At 54.3% G+C, this 16,380-nt stretch carries 17 protein-coding genes and 2 pseudogenes; 11 read left to right on the forward strand and 8 right to left on the reverse strand.

Annotated elements, in window-relative coordinates:
• Nucleotides 1-31: 31 nt before the first annotated feature.
• The gene (locus tag ACE04F_RS17915) at nt 32-370 is read right to left on the reverse strand and encodes a DUF3565 domain-containing protein (protein WP_486108742.1); all 339 of its coding nucleotides are present in this window, start codon (nt 368-370) and stop codon (nt 32-34) included.
• Here ACE04F_RS17915 and ACE04F_RS17920 point away from each other — a divergent pair.
• The 3 genes from ACE04F_RS17920 to ACE04F_RS17930 all read left to right on the forward strand — a co-directional run bounded on the left by ACE04F_RS17920 (nt 339) and on the right by ACE04F_RS17930 (nt 2,683).
• Nucleotides 339-824, forward strand: coding sequence for an FKBP-type peptidyl-prolyl cis-trans isomerase (locus ACE04F_RS17920; protein WP_486108744.1), 486 nt, complete (start codon nt 339-341; stop codon nt 822-824). The genes ACE04F_RS17915 and ACE04F_RS17920 overlap by 32 nt on opposite strands.
• A 115-nt stretch (nt 825-939) precedes the next feature.
• Nucleotides 940-1,422, forward strand: coding sequence for a glutathione peroxidase (locus tag ACE04F_RS17925; protein ID WP_486108746.1), 483 nt, complete (start codon nt 940-942; stop codon nt 1,420-1,422).
• A gap of 157 nt (nt 1,423-1,579) precedes the next feature.
• Nucleotides 1,580-2,683: an NADH:flavin oxidoreductase gene (locus tag ACE04F_RS17930; RefSeq protein WP_486108748.1), complete on the forward strand. Its 1,104-nt coding sequence runs from the start codon at nt 1,580-1,582 to the stop codon at nt 2,681-2,683.
• A 131-nt stretch (nt 2,684-2,814) separates the two neighbouring features.
• Here the strand turns inward: ACE04F_RS17930 and ACE04F_RS17935 are convergent, their stop codons facing one another.
• A complete protein-coding gene (locus tag ACE04F_RS17935; protein ID WP_486108750.1) occupies nt 2,815-3,990 on the reverse strand; it encodes a glycosyltransferase family 4 protein in 1,176 nt (391 codons plus the stop codon).
• 63 nt (nt 3,991-4,053) lie between these two features.
• Nucleotides 4,054-4,296 (reverse strand): annotated as a pseudogene (locus ACE04F_RS17940) (EI24 domain-containing protein); the annotation flags it as partial.
• Nucleotides 4,297-4,549: 253 nt separating this feature from the next.
• Between ACE04F_RS17940 and ACE04F_RS17945 the strand changes: the two are divergent.
• The 6 genes from ACE04F_RS17945 to kwaB all read left to right on the forward strand — a co-directional run bounded on the left by ACE04F_RS17945 (nt 4,550) and on the right by kwaB (nt 9,541).
• Complete coding sequence (locus ACE04F_RS17945; protein WP_486108752.1) at nt 4,550-5,350, forward strand: hypothetical protein; 801 nt, start codon at nt 4,550-4,552, stop codon at nt 5,348-5,350.
• 154 nt (nt 5,351-5,504) lie between these two features.
• On the forward strand, nt 5,505-5,924 hold the full coding sequence (locus ACE04F_RS17950; RefSeq protein WP_486108754.1) for a very short patch repair endonuclease: 420 nt from the start codon (nt 5,505-5,507) through the stop codon (nt 5,922-5,924).
• Nucleotides 5,921-7,132: a DNA cytosine methyltransferase gene (locus ACE04F_RS17955; protein WP_486108756.1), complete on the forward strand. Its 1,212-nt coding sequence runs from the start codon at nt 5,921-5,923 to the stop codon at nt 7,130-7,132. Before ACE04F_RS17950 ends, ACE04F_RS17955 begins: the two co-directional genes overlap by 4 nt.
• Nucleotides 7,129-7,779, forward strand: a complete 651-nt coding sequence (locus tag ACE04F_RS17960; RefSeq protein WP_486108758.1) for an Eco29kI family restriction endonuclease — start codon at nt 7,129-7,131, stop codon at nt 7,777-7,779. The genes ACE04F_RS17955 and ACE04F_RS17960 overlap by 4 nt, the downstream gene beginning before the upstream one ends.
• A gap of 113 nt (nt 7,780-7,892) precedes the next feature.
• Nucleotides 7,893-8,558: an anti-phage protein KwaA gene (gene kwaA, locus ACE04F_RS17965; protein WP_486108760.1), complete on the forward strand. Its 666-nt coding sequence runs from the start codon at nt 7,893-7,895 to the stop codon at nt 8,556-8,558.
• Nucleotides 8,558-9,541, forward strand: a complete 984-nt coding sequence (gene kwaB, locus ACE04F_RS17970; RefSeq protein ID WP_486108762.1) for an anti-phage protein KwaB — start codon at nt 8,558-8,560, stop codon at nt 9,539-9,541. Before kwaA ends, kwaB begins: the two co-directional genes overlap by 1 nt.
• A gap of 247 nt (nt 9,542-9,788) precedes the next feature.
• Here the strand turns inward: kwaB and ACE04F_RS17975 are convergent.
• Nucleotides 9,789-10,371, reverse strand: a pseudogene (locus ACE04F_RS17975) (recombinase family protein).
• Between the two features lie 180 nt (nt 10,372-10,551).
• Here ACE04F_RS17975 and ACE04F_RS17980 point away from each other — a divergent pair.
• Complete coding sequence (locus tag ACE04F_RS17980; protein ID WP_486108764.1) at nt 10,552-11,508, forward strand: HNH endonuclease; 957 nt, start codon at nt 10,552-10,554, stop codon at nt 11,506-11,508.
• A 60-nt stretch (nt 11,509-11,568) separates the two neighbouring features.
• On the opposite strand, the gene ACE04F_RS17985 is transcribed toward ACE04F_RS17980, so the two are convergent.
• The 3 genes from ACE04F_RS17985 to cysZ form a co-directional block, all read right to left on the reverse strand.
• Nucleotides 11,569-11,811, reverse strand: a complete 243-nt coding sequence (locus ACE04F_RS17985) for a helix-turn-helix domain-containing protein (protein WP_486108862.1) — start codon at nt 11,809-11,811, stop codon at nt 11,569-11,571.
• Between the two features lie 822 nt (nt 11,812-12,633).
• Nucleotides 12,634-12,834, reverse strand: coding sequence for a DUF6538 domain-containing protein (locus ACE04F_RS17990; protein ID WP_486108766.1), 201 nt, complete (start codon nt 12,832-12,834; stop codon nt 12,634-12,636).
• Entirely contained in the window at nt 12,834-13,592 is a 759-nt protein-coding gene (gene cysZ / locus ACE04F_RS17995) for a sulfate transporter CysZ (protein ID WP_486108768.1), read from the reverse strand. The genes ACE04F_RS17990 and cysZ overlap by 1 nt, the downstream gene beginning before the upstream one ends.
• Before the next feature lie 310 nt (nt 13,593-13,902).
• Between cysZ and trxB the strand changes: the two genes are divergently transcribed.
• Nucleotides 13,903-14,865, forward strand: coding sequence for a thioredoxin-disulfide reductase (gene trxB / locus ACE04F_RS18000; protein WP_053125120.1), 963 nt, complete (start codon nt 13,903-13,905; stop codon nt 14,863-14,865).
• A 115-nt stretch (nt 14,866-14,980) separates the two neighbouring features.
• Here trxB and ACE04F_RS18005 read toward each other — a convergent pair whose 3' ends face one another.
• Nucleotides 14,981-16,231, reverse strand: coding sequence for a 2-aminoadipate transaminase (locus ACE04F_RS18005; protein WP_486108770.1), 1,251 nt, complete (start codon nt 16,229-16,231; stop codon nt 14,981-14,983).
• Between the last annotated feature and the right edge of the window lie 149 nt (nt 16,232-16,380).

Consider the following 16,380-nt stretch of genomic DNA (forward strand, 5'->3'; position numbering starts at 1 on the left):
CGCGACCTATGACGGGTCGTCTACCCACAATTCAGTCGCCAAGGTTATCGCTAACCGGGCCTTGAGCGCACCAGCCGCAAGCAAAGGGCTGGCCTATTTTTTCAATACGTTGCGCCGGGTCCAGCACCCAGGCCCTGGATTGCCAGGGTGGCTGGTGGCGCAGGTGCTGAGTGTGGCCGCAGGACAGCTCGGCCACCCAGTGCCCGTCCTCATCCTGGTGGAAGCCGGTGACCGTTGGTCTGTTCGAGCTAGCCCGTTTGTCCGGGTTCCGTTCGCTTTCGGGCAAATCCTTGTTTAGACTTGTCCGTTCTTCATTCTTATGCAAAAGGTCTCGCCCCATGCTGATCGCCGCCAATAAGGCTGTCTCCATCGACTATACCCTGACCAACGACGCTGGTGAGGTCATCGACAGCTCCGCCGGCGGCGCTCCGCTGGTCTACCTGCATGGCGCAGGCAACATCATCCAAGGCCTGGAAAAAGCCCTGGAAGGCAAAACCACCGGTGACGAGCTGAAAGTGGCCGTTGAGCCGGAAGACGCTTATGGCGAATATTCCGCCGAGCTGGTCAGCACCTTGAGCCGCAGCATGTTCGAAGGCGTGGATGAGCTGGAAGTGGGCATGCAGTTCCACGCTTCGGCGCCTGATGGCCAGATGCAGATTGTCACTATCCGTGACCTCGACGGCGACGACGTGACTGTCGACGGCAACCACCCGTTGGCCGGTCAGCGCTTGAACTTCCAAGTCAAGATCGTCGACATCCGTGATGCCAGCCAGGAAGAAATCGCCCATGGCCACGTCCATGGTGAAGGCGGCCATCAGCACTGATTTGTGCGCTACGCTCAAGTTGACTGGAGAGGCGCCTTATGGCGCCTTTTTAGTCGCCAGCTGTTAGCATCGCCCATGGCTGTTTCGAAAAGATCCGCAAACCCTGGAGTTCGTCATGAGTGCTTTCCACGACCTTAAACTGCAAGCCTTGGATGGTCAGGAGCTTCCTCTCGCGCCCTTCAAGGGCCAAGTCGTGCTGGTGGTCAACGTCGCCTCCAAATGTGGCCTGACGCCTCAGTACGCGGCGCTGGAAAACCTTTACCAGCAATACAAGGACAAGGGGTTCAGCGTGCTGGGCCTGCCCTGTAATCAGTTCGCCGGCCAGGAGCCGGGGACCGATCAGGAGATCCAGGAATTCTGCAGCCTCAATTACGGCGTGACGTTTCCGCTGTCGAGCAAACTGGAAGTGAACGGCCACGACCGTCACCAGTTGTACCGTCTGTTGGCCGGTGAAGGTGCCGAGTTTCCCGGAGACATCACCTGGAACTTCGAAAAATTCCTGCTCGGCAAGGATGGCCGGGTGCTTGCGCGTTTCTCGCCGCGCACGGCGCCGGATGATCCTTCGGTCATCCAGGCGATTGAAAAAGCGCTGGCTTGAACCGCATAAGCTTGTGATTGCTTTGTGGCGAGCCCCATACCTCAGCGCGACCTTTTAATCCTTAATCACTCCAATCAATAGTGCTACCCAGCGCTGTGCAGGCCTCATATTATCGTCGTCATATCCGATCTGTGACCGCGTTTTCATGGAGTGCCCCATGCCTGTAAAAGCCCTGTTCAAACCCTTTCATCTCGGCGCGCTGGAATTGCCGACCCGGGTCGTGATGGCGCCGATGACGCGCTCCTTTTCGCCTGGCGGCGTACCGAACGCCAAGGTGATCGAGTATTACCGTCGTCGCGCGGCGGCCGGGGTCGGCCTGATCATCACCGAGGGCACCACGGTCGGCCATCAGGCGTCCAACGGCTATCCGAACGTACCGCACTTCTACGGTGAGGCCGCCCTGGCCGGTTGGAAAAAAGTGGTCGATGCCGTGCACGCCGAAGGCGGCAAGATTGTTCCGCAACTATGGCATGTGGGTAATGTGCGGCGTCTCGGCACCGAGCCGGATGGTGCCGTGCCGGGCTACGGCCCGACTGAAAAACTCAAGGACGGTCAAGTCGTGGTCCATGGCATGAGCCAGGCGGACATCGACGAGGTCATTGCGGCATTCGCCCAAGCGGCAAAAGACGCCCAGAGCATCGGCATGGACGGGGTGGAAATCCACGGTGCCCACGGCTACCTGGTGGACCAGTTCTTCTGGGAAGGCAGTAACCAGCGCACCGACGGTTACGGCGGCAGCCTGGCCAACCGTTCGCGCTTCGCGATCGAGCTGATTCGCGCGGTGCGGGCTGCGGTAGGTGAGGGCTTCCCGATCATCTTCCGTTTTTCCCAATGGAAACAGCAGGACTACACCGCGCGCCTGGTGCAGACGCCCGAAGCGCTGGGAGAATTTCTCAAGCCCCTGGCGGATGCCGGCGTGGATATTTTCCATTGCTCCACGCGTCGTTTCTGGGAGCCGGAGTTCGAAGGCTCGGACCTGAACCTGGCCGGCTGGACCCGCAAGCTCACTGGCAAGCCTACCATTACTGTCGGCAGCGTCGGCCTGGACGGTGAGTTCCTGCAGTTCATGGTCAATACCGACAAGGTTGCGCAACCGGCCAGCCTGGAGAACCTGCTGGAGCGCCTGAACAAGGAAGAGTTCGATCTGGTGGCGGTGGGGCGCGCGCTGCTGGTGGATCCTGACTGGGCGCAGAAAGTGCGTGAAGGGCGCGAGCAGGAGATCCTGCCGTTCAGCCGCGAGGCGTTGATGACCTTGGTCTGAGTGGCGCCTGCCTTCGCGAGCAGGCTCGCTCCCACAATGGATTGCGGTCGGACACAAGATGTATGTTCACCGAAGATCTTCTAATGTGGGAGCGAGCCTGCTCGCGAAGGCGATTTCAAAATCACCGAGGCTCAACGCACCGTCGGCGCCGCAGGCAACACCTGCTCACCCGCACAAACCCCGCGTAACTGCGCCTCGAACTGCTCGATCACCGATGCCCAGCCCTGGCGACTGGCATGCTGGCGCGCATTGAGCCGCACACAACGCAAGGCCTCGCGCTCTTCCAGCAGCCAGCGGGCCGCGTCGCAGAAAGCCTCTTCATCCCCCGGCATCGCCAGCACACCGTTATAGCCGTGACGGATGTGCTGCGCCGCCGCAGCCTGGTCGTAGGCCACCACGCCCAGCCCGGAGGCCAGCGCTTCGAGCACAACGTTGCCAAAGGTTTCGGTCAGGCTCGGAAAGACAAACACATCCCCGGACGCATAATGCGCAGCCAGCGCTTCGCCACGCTGTGCGCCGCAAAAGATTGCCTCGGGCAATTGCTGTTCGAGGGCGGGCCGCTGCGGGCCGTCACCGACTATCACCAGTCTGATACGCCATGCCGGAAAAGCGTTGCTCAGCGTGTCGAAACTGCGCTTGAGCAGCCCCAGGTTTTTCTCCGGCGCCAGGCGTCCGACATGGATGACTGCAATGTCGTCCTCGCCCAGGCCCCACGTCTCACGCAGGTCTGTGGAGCGTTTGGCTGGATGGAACAATTGGCTGTCCACGCCGCGGGACAGCAACGCCACGCGTTCGAAATGCCGCCGTTCCAGTTCCAGGCGCTGACTGAGGCTGGGCACCAGCGTCAGGCTGGAGCGGTTGTGGAACCAGCGCAGATAATGTGTCAGCCCACGGCTTAGCAAACCGAGGCCATATTGCTGGGTGTACTGCTGGAAATTGGTATGGAAGCCGCTGACCACCGAAATCCCCAGGCGCCGCGCTGCCCGTAGCGCGGACAAGCCCAGCGGGCCTTCCGTGGCGATGTACAACACGTCCGGGCGATGACGTTTCCAACGCCGCAGCAGTTTGTGCATCGACGCCTGCCCCCATTGCAGCCCCGGATACCCCGGCAAAGGCCAGCCCCGGCATAACAGCAACTGCTCGTCACTGGCCAGGCCCTGGTCCCCGGCCTGGCGAGGGCGGATCAGTTCCACCCGGTGCCCGCGGGCACGCAAGCCGTCGTAGAGACGGCCCAGGGTGTTGGCTACGCCATTGATTTCCGGCGCAAAGGTTTCGGTGACGAGGGTAACGTGCAGGAGTGTGGTCATGGCCCCAGTGTCGACCGGGGCCGTTTCGTCATTGTGACGCCAGGATGATGGATTTGTGACGGCTCAGCCCTGCCGGGCCAAAGCGGTCTCGGCACCTTGTTCGCGCACCCAGAACAGCGTCGCCCCGGCCACTGCCGCCGGCATCATCAGGATGTTCACGAAGGGGATCAGCAACACCAGGTAAACGCTGCCGCCGAAGCCCAGGCTCTGCCAGCGTTTTTCCCGCAGCCAGGCGAGCATCTCGTTCCAGCCCAGTTTGTGGTTGTCCGCCGGGTAGTCGATGTACTGAAAAGTGGGCATACGTTCCGAAAGCCACGCCGTTCACTGCCCTTTCCCAAATGAGTGAGCGGAAATGTTTCAGTGATATGGACCTGCCGAAAGGTACAGGTTGGCCTGGCAGTTTTTTGAAGGCTTCTAGATTGATGGAGAAAGGATAATGGATGCAAAGAGGGTGAAAATTTTCTGACGTCAAAATTGCATTGCTTTCAGGCTCGTGGTTTATTAGCCATCACTGGTTTTTTAAACAGTATTCTGACTAAAATTTCTCAGCGAGCATTTAATGCAGACAATCTTGGATTTGATCGAAAACGCGACGATGCAGGCGTGGATTTGGGGGCCTCTGATGGGGGTGGTTTTTGGTGCATTGTTCGCGGGGATAACCAATTCGCCGACAGTGAACGCACCCGTCACCGTGTCTCAGACGAGGAAAACATACATCACCAAAATCGTCGTGAATCAACAACGATCAGGGTCTGGCGACGATGCTAGCGGTGTGATCGCTGTGTTGATCGCGGCTGGTTTAGGTTTGGTCTTCTTGGTCTGGAAATATGCGATCCACATTGACCTTGTTCATGAATGTCTCTGGGCGCTTTTGTCAACCTTGCTGTCTTTCAACTTGACTATTGCCTTGGTGTCGTTGGTTAAAGGGCAATTCACATCAAGCAGTTGGAGCGTTTACATTGCTGCACCGATAGCTATTCTTGCTGCTTGTGGTCGTCTTTTGCTGCTGGCAAAGGCGTCCTTTGATCCTGAGCTAACGCAACTGGCATCTCAGCGTACGTTTTTGGATTTTTACGCGCATAGCCTATCGGCGTACGGGCAATCACTGATGATTTTTCAGGTGATCGGCGTGGCATTGATTTTCCTTGTCATGGTTTTCACTGGTGTCGCGCTGCTTCACTATCTGGCATTAATGAACCAGCGTAGCTATGGCCCGCTGCAAGGCTTTTGGATGTTCTTGACTGGCTCCACGATTTTTTTCTCGGGGAAGCTTTGGTTTTTCGTTATGGCTGCTGGGCTTGGCTTGAGCTACATGGCAATTGAGCCGAGCTTGGTACCTACGTGGGCAAACCAAAGGTGAATTCGTTTTTTGGGTGCAGAGTCCAGCAATGATCGTCAGGTATGGAGATCCGCGAGGACCCTTACCTGCCGCGATAGTATTTTTCAGGTGCTAGCAGGGCATCACTATTCGTAGTTTTTGGTAATGAAGGAATTCCCTGTGACTGGTAAGATTCGTGGACACGCTGTCCCCCTCTGACCGAAGCCTCCGCATGGCGAAGGTAAAGTCAAAGGGCACAAAGCCCGAAATGGTGGTGCGTCGGCTACTTTTTTCGATGGGATTTCGCTATCGACTTCACGATCGTAGCCTCCCAGGCCGCCCGGACATCATTTTCAAGGGCAAGAAGAAAGTCATTTTCGTCCACGGATGTTTTTGGCACCGGCATGATGGCTGTCCACTCGCAAGATTGCCCAAGTCTCGGTTGGACTTCTGGATTCCAAAATTGGAAGGCAACCGGGAACGCGATATACGCACATTGCTTCAGCTAAGGTCACTGGGATGGGATGTTCTTGTGATTTGGGAATGCGAGCTTAAAGATTTGAATTTATTAGAGAAAATGCTGAAGGGCTTTCTTGGTGGGGAGAACACGCGATGAAATCCGTTGAGCTATTCGCGGGGGCGGGCGGCCTTGCCATGGGATGTGAAATAGCTGGATTTTCACACCTAGCCGTCGTCGAGTGGGACAAGTGGGCTTGCGATACCGTTCGTGAAAACCAGAAGCGTGGCTATCCCCTTGTGCAGCACTGGAAGCTACATGAAGGTGATGTGCGTGGTTTTGACTGGAGCAGCGTTCCTGAAGGTATTGAGCTGCTTGCGGGTGGTCCTCCTTGTCAACCGTTCTCCATCGGCGGTAAACATGGTGCGTACGATGATAGTCGCGACATGTTCCCCGCGACTGTTGAAATCATCCGAACATTAAAGCCGAAGGCGTTCATCGTAGAAAATGTGAAAGGGCTGACGCGAGCTGCTTTCGCAAATTACTACCAGTACATTTTGCTCCAGCTTGAGTTCCCAGAATTGCCACGTCGAAAAGACGAGGGTTGGCATGATCATTTGATGCGCCTGCAAGCTGAGCGAACCTCGGGTAAGCGCAAGGGGAAGGGCCACACCTACAACGTTGTGCCGACCCTTGTGAATGCCGCTGATTATGGTGTTCCACAGAAAAGGGAGCGGGTTTTCATCGTTGGCTTTAGGGACGACCTCGGCGTTGAGTGGTCCTTTCCTGAAGAAACCCACAGCTATGATGCGTTGTTGCATTCACAGTGGGTCACCGGTGAATACTGGGCTAGGCATGGCCTCAAAATGCCAGAAGTACCTGCCAAGCTTTTGTCACGTGTTCGTAAGCTGAAGAACGATCTATTTCCCATGGATAAAGAGCCATGGAGAACGGTCCGTGATGCGATTGCCGACCTTCCTGATCCTGAAACCAAGGCAGCACTGAAAGTGCCTAACCATACATTTCAGGGCGGCGCTCGCTCATACCCAGGGCACACCGGTAGCCCGTTGGATTTACCAGCCAAGACTCTGAAAGCTGGCGACCATGGCGTACCGGGCGGCGAAAACATGTTAGTCAAGCCAAATGGTGATGTGCGTTATTTCACTGTGCGTGAAAGCGCTCGCATTCAAACTTTCCCAGATGGCTTCCGGTTCCATGGAAGCTGGTCCGAAACGATGCGACAGCTTGGTAATGCGGTACCGGTGTTACTAGCGCAGCATGTGGCTTCGAGTGTTGCGGAAAAGCTGGCAATTGCTGAGATCATCCGTATTCAAAAAACCGTCAAGAAGGTGGTAAACGTCGCATGACGGGCAAGGTCATTCCATTCAATCCGTTGGACAAGAAAAACCTAGGTGCCAGCGTTGCTGAAGCGTTGCTATCCAAGGAGGTCCACCCACTGAGCGCATTACCTGCATTCGATGGGGCGGGAGTGTATGCGATTTACTACACTGGTGACTTCCCGGCATATGCGCGGTTAGCGTCATTGAACCAAAATGGGCAGTTCATGCTGCCGATTTACGTAGGCAAGGCTGTTCCTGCCGGTGCCCGAATGGGCGGCGATTTAGGATCGTTACCTGGAAAGGTTCTTCAAAAGCGATTGAAGGAACATGCTGACAGCATTCGTGCGGCTGAGAACCTGAATATCGAGGATTTCCACTGCCGGTTTTTGGTAGTGGACGACATTTGGATTCCATTGGGCGAATCGCTAATTATCGCGAGGTTTACCCCCGTGTGGAATTCGCTAATTGATGGCTTTGGCAACCACAACCCTGGGAAGGGGCGCCATGCTGGGATGCGTCCACGCTGGGACGTGATACATCCAGGGCGATCATGGGCAATGAACCTTGCTGAGCGGCATGAGAAAGCGAAGGACATTGCAGACGACGCTGCGACTTACCTTCGTGATCGAGCGCCAAGCCTCTCTACTCAATTCATTAAGGCGGAAGGCGAATAGCTGCCTCTACAGACAGCCAGTACCTTTGCCATCGCGTCCCATCGCTTAATCGCCTATTTTAAGACCCGTGCAATCTGCCATGTAAATCATGGTGGGTTGTCTAGTGATGGCCTATGGACATCCGTGGCATAATGGAATACGGTGCAGAAAGCTACTTACTTCATAAGTGGCTTGAGCAAACGGACCATGACTCAATGCGAACACATGAAAGTAGAGAGAAATTTGAATTATATATACTTTCGCTTTGGTTTTTATTTCTGCTGATTGTAGTAGTCACGGTTGATATTCCGATTTGTTACGGTGATAAATGTAAATTTATCGGTTTTTCATCATTGCTTACGCGTAATGTCGTTTCTGTCATTGCTTTTGCCTTTTTACTTTTCGGTACGATGTATTACTTTCGTTTTGATTATCGTATCGCGGGAGCTAAAAGTATTGCGGCGCGAGTTATTAAAATAGAAGATGTGAATTATGAGCATCTTACGTTTTTAACAACCTATATCATCCCATTGATTTGTTTTAATTTGACGAGTGTAAGATATTTGCTTGCTCTGGGAGTTTTGCTGTTTATCATCGGCGTGATATACGTTAAGACTGATAAATTTTATGCTAATCCGACTTTAGCGGTCCTTGGTTTTAGGGTGTATAAAGTAAACTTACAGACGCGCGTGGGGTTGGTGGAAGGTGTGGTGGTTATTTCAAAGGAACGCCTGGCTGTGGGGGACCAGATAAGTCGCTTAGGCCTGGATGATAAAGTCTTTTTCGTAAGGAAAGCGTAATGACTATCGATGAGTTGAAAGCGCAGATATCAGCGGTTATTGCCGATGGATGTGGGGCTGAAATCTATTTTCTTTTAGAGTCCGACAATGGTATGCAGATAAAAAAAGCAGATATTGATGAGGTTCCACAAACAGAATTAACTAGTATGTTTGTTGAATCGATAACGAACAGAATTCTAATGAATGATGATCTTTCCTTGATTGAGCTTTCGAGCGCCGATGATCGTAGGGAAACAGTTTATCATTATGATCTTCCTGATATCCCTCCTGAACTACAACACTTGAGAAGCATTATTGCGGCTGATAACTTTGACGAGTTTTCTTTCGCTGAAGATAGGCTTAATAATCTTGAAGGGATATTGATTTTGCTCGGTAATGCTGAGCATCAGATGGCGTTGTATAAGTATCAGTACCCTGTTGCGTTGCTGCGTAAAGATACAGGCTTCAATTTGATGCGTGCTCGGGGTAGCAATAGATTCAAAAAGCTCGATGAGGATGTGCTGAAAATTAATGCGAAATTTGAATTTTTCAAGATAGGTGGGCAGTATTATATTCTTGACTTGAAGGCGTTGGAGCGTTTCTTTGGGTTTCATGACGCCATTAAGAATATAGCTACTCAAGGCATTGAAAATATCAAGCAAGCGGATTTGGTTGAAAACGTACAGGTGTTTTCTGATAGGCTGGATGATATTTCTTTTTCGAGAAAACTGGTAAAGGCGGCTAGCTCTTCTCCGGTTCTTAATTTGATACCTAACGCAGACGTTATCAGCTTTGCGAGTACGCATCCGGCATTGCGTGGGCGATTCAAATTCACAGCTGATGGAGAACGGTTTAGTTTGCGTACGAAAAAATCTCAGGGATTATTTTTGAAACTATTGAATGATGACTTTCTTCAGTCTGAGCTTACTAAGCGATACTATGATAGTTTGGCAAAAGATGCGATTGAAGCGGGAGTGGCAGATGCCGTTGCCGAGGCGATATGATTATCAAAATGTTGGCCCTGCTGATTAGTAGGGACATTTGAGGTGCATTTTTTTCTCAAAAAATTATCATCTATACACATCGAGCGGACAAAGCAGGTAAGGAATGCGTTTTTTAGAGGTAAATCAAGCTGCCTAAGTTCAGTTTCCTGTTCGAATTTTTCGAGCGGGCAAAGTGCGTCGTTGATCCAGCTTAATATTCACATGGGGCCAGAATGGTGTTTAGGCCTAAAATAGGGTGGTATTGAATTTACACCTCCGGCAGCCCTCCAATGTGCCAGTGGCGTTTTACCGTTGCAATACCAATACCTAATTCTGATGCAACCTGGGTCTGTATATATCCTTGTGCCTTCAACTGTTGAACGCTTGCAGTGGTTTTCACCGCGACTGGGCGACCCAATTTCTTTCCTTCGGCTTTTGCACGTTTCAAGCCTTGCTGGGTTCGTTCGATCAGCAGATCACGTTCAAATTCGGCGACCGCTCCAAGGACTTGCATTGTCATCTTCCCTGCCGCAGAGGTTAAGTCAACACCTCCTAGAGCTAGGCAATGAACGCGGACTCCATTATTTGCCAACCTCTCCGCTGTCTGGCGTACGTCCATTGCATTTCTGCCCAGACGGTCAAGCTTGGTAACGATTAAAACGTCACCTGACGCCATTCGGTCAAGTAGCTTTTGAAACCCTGGACATTCTGACGTAGCAATGTTGCCCGAAATGGTTTCTTCAACAACGCGGTTCGGTTGGATATCAAATCCGCAGATTTCACTTCTTGAACTTGGCTTTAGTGAACTGGCTCGCGGTGCTCACTCGGCAGTAGAGAAACGTTCGCGACATGAATTGATCCTTGGTTGGTATCATAAAAGGTAGTATCGCGTTACCATGGTATAAAAAATCGTCAAGGGTTAATTTGTTATGCTTAAATAACTTGGATTTTTAAGGGCTCGTAAATCGGTCGTTAGATGATGCGCTGCTATTATCAGCTCGCTAAATCTAGGTTTTTATAAGGAGCAAGTGTTGGATACTGAATTGGAAGCTTTAAGGCCCAAGGGCAAATGGATGATCATCGATTGCGTGGAGGAAGCGGGTATCGATGTCAACGCGTGGAGCTTCAGAAAGAAAGACGGTCAACCGGTCGCTTTGCCCCAATCCAACGGTGGGTACTGCTACGAATGGTCTTTTCGCAACTATAACGAGCGTATATTTTTGTTATGCGTCTGGTTCGAAGAGCTACGAGTGGATGATCGGGGACGAGTTCACTTCTCGGGCAACCTGGCTTCCTATGCCGATACGTTGATCAGGCAACTCGAAAAAGACCCCAAAAATAGAAACCGCACTATCAAGGACCCACGCATTAGTCGTGCGCAACATTTCAACTCGACAGTTCAGCTTGCCTACATGAATTCGGTCCCTGTACGTGTGGTGATCGTGTCAGGACCTGTCCGCGAGATAGAAGACGTGGATTCTGGGAATGACCGTGCTGTTGGTCGTTACTTAGATGACGAATCCTGGACGGTGGAGCGCTTTGATAAAGACACGGGTGATTTTCTCCTGATTCGTGGATGCAATTCTGATCATCCATTAGGAACAGCGGGTTGTGAGGAGGACACAGCAGGTCTTCCCATTGGAGATGGGCAGGTAATGTGCGATCAGTTTCGGGAGGAAAACCGCTCTGAGGCCTATACGTACAATGGTGTTCAAAGGTACCGAGATCCGAAGGTACGTGCGCTTGTGCTGGCAAGATCGGGGGGCACATGTGAGCTGACGAGCGCTCCAGGTTTCAAAATGGCAAACGGCGGCATTTATTTAGAAACCCACCATATTGTCCCGCTTTCGGAGGGAGGAGCTGACACAATCGAGAATGTCATAGCACTGTCCGCCGACGCCCATCGTCGAGCGCACTATGCTGTGGATCGCAAGGATTTGCGACGACAGTGCCTCGAAATTGTTGCGGAACGCATGAGGTTTTTATAGGCGGGAGCGGCGCAGATGAGCCTGTATTTGCGGTCAAGGACAAAGCATAAGCATCCGCAACTACTGGGGGCGGGTCAGCTCTATTTCCAGTTCTGATATCAGAGCGGACGGCAGGCAGTGTAGAGCTTGTGCAAGCCTGAAAACTACCGCAATAGTAGGGTGGTGAATCCCGCGTTCTATCAAGCTGACGTAGTTGCGCTGCGCATCGGCATCATGTGCTAGCTGTTCTTGGGTCAGCCCGGCCTCCTTGCGTTTTGGCGGAGTACCTTTCCGAAAGCTAAGCCGATATCCACGTGCATGGATCCATCATCAAAGATGGATCACTGTCCGCGATGGTCGTGCATTCGTCCTCACAGAATACTGTGAATATTGATCTAAAAACACAGCCTCTGATTAAACACGTAAAAGACTTCGAGAAAGCTGGAGAAACGAAATTCCCGGTATCACTGATCAGTTTTTAAGCATATAAAATTTGCAAGGCCACCCAAGACAAGATGACATTTATATATCAGATTATGGCAAGGATAAAAGCCTCATTTACCCTTCGGAAGAAAGTGAATTTTACAACGGTTTACTTACTGCAAAGAAGTTTATTTATTATCCGCCACTGCTGTGACAGCGGTTTTAGCGCCAACTCAGGCCGCATCATGGATAGTTTTGGGAAACCAATTGAAGGGCGGTGAATTGCAGACGAACCGCGAATTTGCCGCTGGTATCGATGTGGGCCGTGAAATGTTCTTTCATTGCATGAGGGCCGAATTTGGAATGGGATTTTCCTCGTTAACTGCATCGCTCTTCCGCCGAAAATCGCCTTGGGCAAGGCTCGACCAGAGGTGATCTACGACATGGATGTTGCTATGGGTTTTGAAGACTTGATCAAGGCCAGAGCTGCCGAAGGGGGGGCTCGTCCGCCAAGTGCAAGGCGTAGCATGGCCACAACAGTTCAAATTAGCATGGGAGTCGACGGGACCATAATGTCGACTGAAATCACGAAATCAAGCGGTGACGTTCCATTGACCATTCTGTGGTAGCAGCCATTCAATTCACTGCGCCTGTTGAAAAAGCGCTCGGACTCTGCATACGCGATTACAAATGCAGCCTTCGCCTGTTGAGGGTTTCGTGTGTTCAGCGACCGGCGATTTCAGTTTTACCGATCACTTTTCGGATGTCATCCGGCACCCTGCGTCGTAGGTAATAGATACCAGAGTCGGGATGCCGGAATGGTTGTGCTATCAGTGCCATATGTACCAGCCTTGTGTACCAGTTGGCTGGGAAAGGCAGTTCAGGCGAGTAGCAACCGAGTTCTTCTAACCGGTCATGCCCCATCAGCCCCGCCGGGCCAAAGCCGTCTCGGCACCTTGTTCGCGAACCCAGAACAACGTCGCCCCGGCCACCGCCGCCGGCATCATCAAGATGTTCACGAAGGGGATCAGCAACACCAGGTAAACGCTGCCGCCGAAGCCCAGGCTCTGCCAGCGTTTTTCCCGCAGCCAGGCGAGCATCTCGTTCCAGCCCAGTTTGTGGTTGTCCGCCGGGTAGTCGATGTACTGGATCGCCATCATCCAGATGCCGAACAGCAGCCACAGCGGTGCGGCGACGATGTTGATCACCGGGATGAACGACAGCACAAACAGCCCCAGGGCCCGGGGCAGGAAATAGCCGAGCTTGCGCGCTTCCCGGGCCAGGGTGCGCGGGATCATCGCAACCAGCTCGCCCCAACTGAACGCGGGGAAATCATCAGTGCCGCGAACCACTACCTCGACTTTCTCGGCGAGAAAGCCATTGAAGGGCGCAGCAATGATATTGGCGAGCATGGTGAAGCTGAAAAACACCATCAGTACGACAAGGACGACGAACAGGGGCCAGAGCACGTAACTGAGAAAGCTCAGCCAGTCCGGCAGCGACGGCATCAGCGTGTCGACCCACAGGCTGAACTGGTGGCCGGCCAGGTAGACCAGCCCGACGAACAACACCAGATTGATCGCCAACGGCAACAATACAAACAGGCGCAGGCTTGGGCTCAGGACCAGTTTGAGTCCTTCTCGCAAATATTGCGGGCCAGACAGGACAGGGGCGGCGGGCATAGGTGGCTCCGAAGGTAGTGGACGCGCCGACCTTACCGGCTTTGCCCGATGCGCGAAAGCCACGACACGGTGTGTAACAAAGGTTTAGCGCAGGATTGCAGCTATCGGCAGCGCCGCAGCGGATAGAGCTCACCTATGAGCTGGATTGTTAAACCGTATTTCCTTAATCTTCGCTCCCTCGATACGCTGCACCCAATCTTTTTCAGGACTGTCGAACCCAAGCCTTCCCCAAGTGCATCCACAGTCCTTTTTTATTCCCGCCGCATAGCCGGCGTTCCGGGCCGCAGGGTCCGGTCAACAGGAGCAGGTCATGTCTGAAGTCCGTCATTCGCGAGTGATTATCCTCGGTTCCGGCCCCGCCGGTTACAGCGCCGCGGTCTATGCGGCACGTGCCAACCTCAAGCCGTTGCTGATCACCGGCATGCAGGCCGGCGGTCAGTTGACCACCACCACTGAAGTCGACAACTGGCCGGGTGATGTCCATGGCCTGACCGGTCCGGCCTTGATGGAACGCATGAAGGAGCACGCGGAGCGCTTCGAGACCGAGATCGTCTTCGATCACATCAACGCCGTGGATTTCGCCGCCAAGCCCTACACCTTGACCGGCGACAGCGCGACCTACACCTGTGACGCCCTGATCATCGCCACCGGCGCCAGCGCCCGCTACCTGGGCCTGCCATCGGAAGAAACGTTCATGGGCAAAGGTGTTTCGGCCTGCGCCACCTGCGACGGCTTCTTCTACCGCAACAAGCCAGTGGCTGTGGTCGGTGGCGGCAACACCGCCGTCGAGGAAGCCCTGTACCTGGCCAACATCGCCAGCACGGTCACGCTGATCCACCGTCGCGAAACCTTCCGCGCCGAGAAGATCCTGATCGACAAGCTCAACGCCCGCGTCGCCGAAGGCAAGATCATCCTCAAGCTCAACGCGACCCTCGACGAAGTGCTGGGCGACAACATGGGCGTGACCGGTGCCCGCCTGAAGAACAATGACGGCAGCTTTGACGAAATCAAGGTCGACGGTGTGTTCATCGCCATCGGCCACACGCCGAACACCTCGTTGTTCGAAGGCCAGCTGGAGCTCAAGGACGGTTACCTGGTGGTCAAGGGCGGTCGCGACGGCAACGCCACGGCCACCAGCGTCGAAGGTATCTTCGCGGCCGGCGACGTCGCTGACCACGTCTACCGCCAGGCGATCACCTCGGCCGGCGCCGGTTGCATGGCGGCCCTGGACACCGAGCGTTACCTGGATGGCTTGCAGAACGTTTCGTTCTGATTCATCGGGCACAAAAAACCGGCTCCGGCCGGTTTTTTATTGCCTGGATGTTCTACACGCCCCTGTGGAAAACTTCTGTGGGAGCGAGCCTGCTCGCGAAGGCAGAAATATGTGATCAAGCCAGCTTCGCCAGGCACGCCTCCAAAATATCCAATCCCTCCTCCAGCACCACCGGCTCGGTCGTCAACGGCGCCAGCAGCCGAATGATGTGCCGGGATTTGCCGCTGGGCATCAGCAGCAAGCCCGAGTCCCGTGCCGCTGCCAACAATTGCGTCAGTTGAGCCGACGCCGGGGTGCCATCGGCGTGGGCCAGTTCGATGCCGCGCATGGCGCCGACTCCGGTCAACCGCCCCAGATAGGGGGACAGCCCGCGACGGCGCCAGGATTCGTAGCGGCCTACTATGGCCTGTTCCTGGCGCGCACCCCAGGCCTGCAGGTTCGCGTCGGTCATCTCGTCCAGGGTCGCCAGCGCGGCGGCGCAGGCGATAGGGTTGCCAGAGTAAGTGCCGCCGAGCCCACCTTTAGGCAACGTGTCCATCAGCGACTTGCGGCCAACCACCGCGCCCAGCGGCACGCCCCCGGCAATGCTTTTACCCAGCAAGATCAGGTCCGGTTCGATGCCCAGCCGCGAAAACGCAAAACGTTGGCCGGTACGGCCGAAACCGGACTGGATCTCATCGATGATCAACACGATGCCCTTGTCGTCACAGAACTGGCGCAGCGCCTGGGCGAAGGCTATGTCCATCGTCAGGAAACCGGCTTCGCCCTGCACCGGCTCGACGATGAAGCAGGCTACGTCATTCACATCGATCTCGACGCTGAACAGCCGGTCCATGGCTTTCAAGGCTTCGGCACCGGTCACGCCGTTGTCCTGGCTGGGATAGGGCAGGTGATAGACCGGTCCGGGCAGGACACCGACTTTCTGTTTGTAGGGCGCAACCTTGCCGTTGAGGTTGAGGGTGGCCAGGGTCCGGCCGTGGAAGCCGCCATCAAATGCAATCACGGCGGTGCGCCCCGTGGCGCCGCGGACGATTTTCAAGGCGTTTTCCGCTGCCTCGGCGCCGCTGTTGGTAAGCATGCCGCTAACCGGATAGTCCACCGGGATGAATCTTGCCAGGCGCTCCATCAATTCGAGATAAGGCCGGTGCGGCGCGGCATTGAACGCATAGTGGGTCAACCGGGTAGCTTGCTCGCGAATCGCCTCGACGACACTTGGATTGCAGTGGCCGAGATTCAGCACGCCGATACCGCCGACAAAATCAATGTAGCGCTTGCCATCCGTGTCCCAGACTTCGGCATTTTTTCCATGGTCGAGGCTGATGGGGTGAACGAAGGAAATCGATTGGCTGATGCTTTCGCGGCTCATGGATGACGGCTCGGAGGAAGAAAGATTGCCTTTATCTAAGCCGCGGGGAGAGGTGCCCGGCAAACGAAATAAAGTTGCCGGGTCAATCATAAAAGTCGGGATGTGGATAGTGCGAAGCTTGCCAGAACCGCTTCTGTGGCGAGGGAGCA

It is taken from the genome of Pseudomonas sp. AGC41, from assembly GCF_057334555.1.

What these genes read in the sequence shown, in the direction of transcription:
- ACE04F_RS17920 (WP_486108744.1), top strand. Translation starts at nt 339, where the DNA reads ATGCTGATCGCCGCCAATAAGGCTGTCTCCATCGACTATACCCTGACC.
- ACE04F_RS17915 (WP_486108742.1), bottom strand. Translation starts at nt 370, where the DNA reads ATGGAGACAGCCTTATTGGCGGCGATCAGCATGGGGCGAGACCTTTTG.
- ACE04F_RS17925 (WP_486108746.1), top strand. Translation starts at nt 940, where the DNA reads ATGAGTGCTTTCCACGACCTTAAACTGCAAGCCTTGGATGGTCAGGAG.
- ACE04F_RS17930 (WP_486108748.1), top strand. Translation starts at nt 1,580, where the DNA reads ATGCCTGTAAAAGCCCTGTTCAAACCCTTTCATCTCGGCGCGCTGGAA.
- ACE04F_RS17935 (WP_486108750.1), bottom strand. Translation starts at nt 3,990, where the DNA reads ATGACCACACTCCTGCACGTTACCCTCGTCACCGAAACCTTTGCGCCG.
- ACE04F_RS17945 (WP_486108752.1), top strand. Translation starts at nt 4,550, where the DNA reads ATGCAGACAATCTTGGATTTGATCGAAAACGCGACGATGCAGGCGTGG.
- ACE04F_RS17955 (WP_486108756.1), top strand. Translation starts at nt 5,921, where the DNA reads ATGAAATCCGTTGAGCTATTCGCGGGGGCGGGCGGCCTTGCCATGGGA.
- ACE04F_RS17960 (WP_486108758.1), top strand. Translation starts at nt 7,129, where the DNA reads ATGACGGGCAAGGTCATTCCATTCAATCCGTTGGACAAGAAAAACCTA.
- kwaA (WP_486108760.1), top strand. Translation starts at nt 7,893, where the DNA reads ATGGACATCCGTGGCATAATGGAATACGGTGCAGAAAGCTACTTACTT.
- kwaB (WP_486108762.1), top strand. Translation starts at nt 8,558, where the DNA reads ATGACTATCGATGAGTTGAAAGCGCAGATATCAGCGGTTATTGCCGAT.
- ACE04F_RS17990 (WP_486108766.1), bottom strand. Translation starts at nt 12,834, where the DNA reads ATGGGGCATGACCGGTTAGAAGAACTCGGTTGCTACTCGCCTGAACTG.
- cysZ (WP_486108768.1), bottom strand. Translation starts at nt 13,592, where the DNA reads ATGCCCGCCGCCCCTGTCCTGTCTGGCCCGCAATATTTGCGAGAAGGA.
- trxB (WP_053125120.1), top strand. Translation starts at nt 13,903, where the DNA reads ATGTCTGAAGTCCGTCATTCGCGAGTGATTATCCTCGGTTCCGGCCCC.
- ACE04F_RS18005 (WP_486108770.1), bottom strand. Translation starts at nt 16,231, where the DNA reads ATGAGCCGCGAAAGCATCAGCCAATCGATTTCCTTCGTTCACCCCATC.